Source organism: Gluconobacter thailandicus F149-1 = NBRC 100600 (assembly GCF_000964465.1).
Lineage (GTDB): Bacteria > Pseudomonadota > Alphaproteobacteria > Acetobacterales > Acetobacteraceae > Gluconobacter > Gluconobacter thailandicus.
The window spans coordinates 1-5,420 of record NZ_BANH01000089.1 but is presented as its reverse complement, the minus strand read 5'-3'; the positions used below and the strand labels follow the sequence as shown (position 1 = coordinate 5,420).

Genomic DNA, 5,420 nt, shown 5'->3' with positions numbered 1-5,420 from the left:
CCTGAATCAGATTTCCCTCAAAAATCAATAGGTCCTGAGCCTAATGTAGTCACTTCGATGAAGTAGCCATCCCTCGCTCGAAAGTAGAAAGACTACGCGCCATGTGCGTTGCGTGGAGCCTGCACCTCCCAGCCATCCGCGCTTAGACGTTTATAGAGAGCATCGACGTCCTCGCGAGACTTTTGGATGAAACCAATGTGCAGGATGTCGAATTGCCTGGGATAATCGAAGCCTTCGAGCTTACTGTCGAAATGGTTGACTATCAGCACCAGCCCATCGTTGTCCTGCAGGACGGCCATCTTGCTCCCACGCACAACGAGAGTGCGCAGGCCGAAATACTGTTCGAACATTGCGCGATCAGCCTCAGTATCGTGGCTGTAGAGATTGATATGGTTCAGATTCATGAGTGTGCCTTTCCGTTGGTGAGACGGACACGAGCTGGCCGCAATCTGGACAACGACGACCGACCACGGACGAGGCCTATCCTCGTCGTGTCCGGCCATGGCCAAGAGCGGGTTTATTCGCTCAAGCGTGACTGTCTCCGGAGAGACCACAGGTTATCACCATACCTGCATCGCTGTCTTTTTAGGCAAAAACGACTTTGATGACGGCAGCAGCCGCGGTCAAGCGGCATCTTCAGTTATGTCCGTTTCGTAGAAGCTTATTGGACAACGAAAATGACCAACAAGACGGCGACACCTGGCCGACGTTTCATTCCGGTTGGTGTCTCTGCCCGGCTTCCTACCCCAGAAGGAAAGGCACTGCCCTACCCTGAACCCTGATCCGCCCGCGCCCACACAAGGGGGACTGACCGCCCCACGCTGACCTTTCTGACCTGACCGAAGCTGGAATCCTGACACCCGTAGATATTACGCGGGCTGGATGGCACAGAGCCGTATCCAAGCGGCTCCACCCACGCATAGCGCCCCGAAGGCTGCGAAAAGGTAGGCTAGGATGGCGCTCATCTCGCCCATGCCGCTGAGAACCCCAGTTCCATACGAAATCCCGCCAGCGCGGCCTGCAGGACGAGCAGCACTGATACCGCTCGCGCGAGGAGGCGGTGCCTTCCTCCGCGTGTCATGACGGATGTCAGCGACGCTGCCGGTATGCCATTCCACGCATGGCTCGTGACAGCGTGACAGACTGAGGGCCACCGGGAACTCTGGACCTGTGACCTGCCCTTCCTGCACAATGATCGGCGCGTCAGCTCTGGCCGGCAAGCGACCGCACATAAGCGCAGAGCATGTCGGCCATCGCGTCGGCCCAGGCGTCGATCTCGGTCGACGCACGCGGCTGTTCGGAGAATTCCTTGCCGACGCGTCTCAGCGTCGCCTCGATGAGGTCGACGGCGAGTGCGCGCTGATGCCCGGGCGCATCGGGCAACGCCTCTTGCATGAACGCCTGCATGATCGCCGCGCCCGCGCTCCACGCCTCGCGGGCCTCGGGCGCATTGCGATAGAGGGGGGCTGCGTCGCCCAACGCCGTGCGCACGTCCGCCTCCTCACACTCGGAACGGACGAAAGCGTGGACGACCGCGCGCAGCCGATCGAGCGGCGACCGGGCCTGGTCTTCGAGTATCCCGCGCAGCAGATCGGCCGTGCGTCGCCACTCGTCGCTTTGCAGGCGAAAGAGGATCGCCGCCTTGTTCGGGAAATACTGGTAGAGCGAGCCGACGCTCACCCCGGCGCGCTCGGCAACGCGCTCGGTGGTGAAACGCTGCGCGCCCTCCGTCGCCAAAACCTGAAGCGCCGCCTCGAGCACCGCGTCCACGAGCCTGATCGCACGGGCCTGCTGCGGCGCTTTTCGCTCGGAAACAGGCACCTGGCGGCGTGCGGACATGACGGGTTCCGATATGCGAATAGTAAACCTGAGGCTTCCTTCATATCATGAAAACCGATCATGGTCCCGTCAAGCATCTGGAGTTCATCGCATGGGCTACCTCCTCATCGACCCTGAAACTGACACGCCGCCCCATGCGAAGCCGCCGGGGCCCGTCACGCGGGCGCTGCGGCACCTGATGATGCGTTCCGCGCGCGTCGTCGCCGTCACGAGCCTCTCGCCGCGCTTCCGCCTGATCGAGCTTGAGGGGGACGATCTGAAAGGCGTAACCTGGGCGCAGGGGCAGAAGGTCCAGCTGGCTGTCGGCCGTGGCCTCGCCAGCCGGACTTACACGCCGATGGCGTGGGATGCCGACGTCGGCCGGACGCGGCTGCTGGCGTTCGTGCATGGCGATGGGCCGGGCAGTCACTGGGCGTCCGGTCTGCGCAGCGGCGAATCCTGCCAGTTCCTCGGCCCGCGCCGCTCGCTCGACCTTGCGGACCCCGATACGCCAGTGGCGTTGTTCGGCGATGAAACCTCGTTCGGCATGGCGGCGACGCTCGGCGGCGATGCAATCTCCGTCTTCGAAGCTTCGGATATTGCGGAATCGCGTGTGGTTCTCGCTGCTATCGGCCTCGGCCGGGCCATGGTGATCGAGCGGTGCGCCGGCGACGGCCACCTTGCTGAAATCGGCAGCGTGCTGACCCGTCATGCCGCGAGCGGCGAGCAACTGGTTCTGACCGGCAGGGCACCGTCGATCCAGCGCGTGAGCCAGGACCTGAAACAAGGCGGCCTCGCCTCGTCGCGGATCAAGGCCAAAGCCTATTGGGCGCCAGGCAAAGCCGGCCTCGACTAACAGAACGGAATAACGGGAATGGCTACGCAGAAAATTCTGATCTCCGGCGCTAGCATCGCAGGGCCGGCGCTGGCGTTCTGGCTGCAACGGCAGGGCTGCGACGTGACGGTAATCGAGCGGGCAAAACTGTTCCGCACCGGCGGCCAGAACGTCGATATCGAAGGGCCGGCCCAGGACGTCATCAGGCTGATGGGGATCGAGGAGGAGATTGTGGCGCGGAACACGCGCGAGCAAGGCGTCGAGTTCCTGAACGGCGCGGGCAAGGCCATGGCGCGGCTGCCCAAAGGCGCGGTCGGCTCTCTCACCAGCGCCTATGAAATCCTGCGCGGCGAGCTGGCGGACATCCTCCATGAGGCGACCAGGGATCATTGCGCCTATCGCTTTGGGACGACGATCACCGGCCTCACGCAAACCGACAGCGCCGTGTCCGTCGCGTTCAGCGACGGCGCGACCGACACGTTCGATCTGGTGATCTGCGCCGAGGGCGTCGGCTCCCAGACGCGCCGGCTTGTCATGGATGACGACATCCGCTTTCGTTATCTCGGCGTCCATGCGTCCTACTTTAGGATTCCGCGCGGGGCCGACGACGCGGACTGGGCGCGCATCTACCACGGCCGTGGCGGGGTGTTCATGCTGCTGCGGCCCGTCCATAACAACGACACCACGGTGCTCGTCACCTTTCCGCGCAAGGACTTCTCCACCCAAGAGCTTGATGGCGCCGCACAGAAGCGGATGCTGCGCGAGGCGCTTCAGGACGTGGGCGGCCCGGCGAAGCGCGTGCTCGCGAACCTTGACCATGACCAGGATTTCTATCTCGGCCCGATGAGTCAGATCGTCGCCTCCACCTGGTCGAGAGGCCGCTTCGCGCTGCTGGGCGACGCGGCCTGGTGCCCCTCGGCCTACACCGGACAGGGCACACCGCTGGCGCTGGTGGGCGCCTACATCCTCGCCAACGAGCTGATGAAAGATCAGACGCATACGCAAGCATTCGCGGAATATGAGCGGCTGATGCGCCCTTATGTCGCCAGCGGGCGCGCGCTCTATCCAGGCGTAATCCGCCTGTTCCATCCCAGGTCGCTACTCGGGATCGGCATTTTGCGCACGGTCGAAAAAGTTCTGACCAACAGCCTCGCGCAAAAGCTCTTTCGACGCTTCGGCATCGGTGACGATGAGGCGTCCGACAACGGTTTCATACTGCCGCGCTACGCCCAGGCGATCAGCCGCCCCCAGGCGTGACCCCATGGTTTATGCGCCAGACAACGATTTGGCCGGACGTAATGAGAACATGGTGGTCGGGCGGTCGCACGGAGATACTGACGGGCCTGATGACGGATGCGACCGCCATGGATGCCTGCGACTATCTCACGCGGCTTGCGTTTGTTTTCACTGCGGCGGGACATCCTTTTTGGTCAACCGCGAGGTACGCGTTGGTTCCTGGCGGCCGAAGTCGAATGGTTGTCGGCGCCTTCCGCTCGCGCCGTGGATGCGGCGCGTTGTCCCGGCAGCGTTGCGGGGGGTTGACCGGGAAAAATCTTGCACGTGGAGGGTTCGAAAAACCCCTTGGCTCTGAACTGCTGTCTGTGATTCCATTTCTCCTGCGTTGATTGGATGGGGGGATGGCTCATGAAGCAGTCGGGTTTCTTTGATGTTGACGAGCGGCTTGCCCGGTTAAGCGGCTTCGGCGACCAACTCGAAGCGTTTTCCCGGACTGTGGATTTTGAGGTGTTCCGCCCGGATCTGGAGCAGGCTCTCTCTTATTCAGACGGCAGCAAAGGCGAGCATCCGCCGTTTGACCCGGTGCTGATGTTCAAGATCCTGGTGATCCAGACGCTGAACAATCTCTCCGACGAGCGAACGGAATATCTGATCAACGACCGTTTGCCCTTCATGCGCTTCCTCGGCCTGGCGTTACCGGATCGGGTGCCCGATGCCAAAATGGCCTGGCTGTTCCATGAGCGGCTGACCCAAGTCGGGCGCGATTGAGAAACCATTCGAGCGCTTTGACGCGACGCTGCGGAACGCCGGCTATCTGCCGATGTTGGGCCAGATCCTGGATGCCACACTCGTGGCATCGCCAAAGCAGTGCAATACCAACGGGGAAAAAGCCGATCTTCGGGAAGGCCGGATCCCCGAAGGCTGGGAAGACAAGCCGGTAAAGCTGTCCCACAAGGACAGGCACGCCCGCTGGACGCTGAAGTTCACGAAGGCAACGCGGCAGGAGGACGGGACGCTCCCAACCACGGACCTCGCCATTCCGTTCTTTGGCTACAAATCGCATGTTTCCATCGATCGAAAGTTTCGACTGATCCGGAAATGGAAGACAACGGATGCCGCTGCCAGTGATGGTGCCAGGCTGCGCGAGGGCCTGCTGGATAAAACCAATACGGCCTCAGGCGTTTGGGCCGACACCGCCTACCGCTCGAAAGCCAACGAGGCCTTCATGGACAAGGAGGGTTTCGTCTCGAAAGTTCACAGGAAAAAGCCGCATCTCAAGCCCATGCCCCGGCATACCCAGAAGTCGAATGCTGGAAAATCCGTGATCCGGTCGCGTGTCGAGCATGTCTTTGCCGATCAGAAATCGCAGATGGGGCTGTTCGTCCGGACCGTGGGCATCGCGCGAGCCACCATGAGGATCGGGCTGGCCAATATTGTCTACAACATGCGCCTCTTCCTCGAGAGGTTGAACGCGAGCGCGTAGCCATCCCGGGAACCTTCAATCAGCACGCCACAACCCTGAAATTACGAG

General features: G+C 61.9%; 4 protein-coding genes and 1 pseudogene. 3 read left to right on the top strand and 2 right to left on the bottom strand.

What is annotated here, in order from left to right; genetic code table 11:
* Positions 1 to 92: 92 nt before the first annotated feature.
* Complete coding sequence (locus tag B7444_RS15490; protein WP_007284332.1) at positions 93 to 404, bottom strand: VOC family protein; 312 nt, start codon at positions 402 to 404, stop codon at positions 93 to 95.
* Positions 405 to 1,203: 799 nt separating this feature from the next.
* On the bottom strand, positions 1,204 to 1,839 hold the full coding sequence (locus tag B7444_RS15485) for a TetR family transcriptional regulator (protein ID WP_007284330.1): 636 nt from the start codon (positions 1,837 to 1,839) through the stop codon (positions 1,204 to 1,206).
* A gap of 91 nt (positions 1,840 to 1,930) precedes the next feature.
* On the opposite strand from B7444_RS15485, the gene B7444_RS15480 reads away from it, so the two are divergent.
* The 3 genes and pseudogenes from B7444_RS15480 (at position 1,931) to B7444_RS15465 (ending at position 5,372) form a co-directional block, all read left to right on the top strand.
* Entirely contained in the window at positions 1,931 to 2,674 is a 744-nt protein-coding gene (locus tag B7444_RS15480) for a siderophore-interacting protein (RefSeq protein WP_007284329.1), read from the top strand.
* An 18-nt stretch (positions 2,675 to 2,692) separates the two neighbouring features.
* Complete coding sequence (locus tag B7444_RS15475) at positions 2,693 to 3,910, top strand: FAD-dependent monooxygenase (protein ID WP_007284328.1); 1,218 nt, start codon at positions 2,693 to 2,695, stop codon at positions 3,908 to 3,910.
* Positions 3,911 to 4,297: 387 nt separating this feature from the next.
* Positions 4,298 to 5,372, top strand: a pseudogene (locus tag B7444_RS15465) (IS5 family transposase).
* The last annotated feature ends 48 nt before the right edge of the window (positions 5,373 to 5,420 follow it).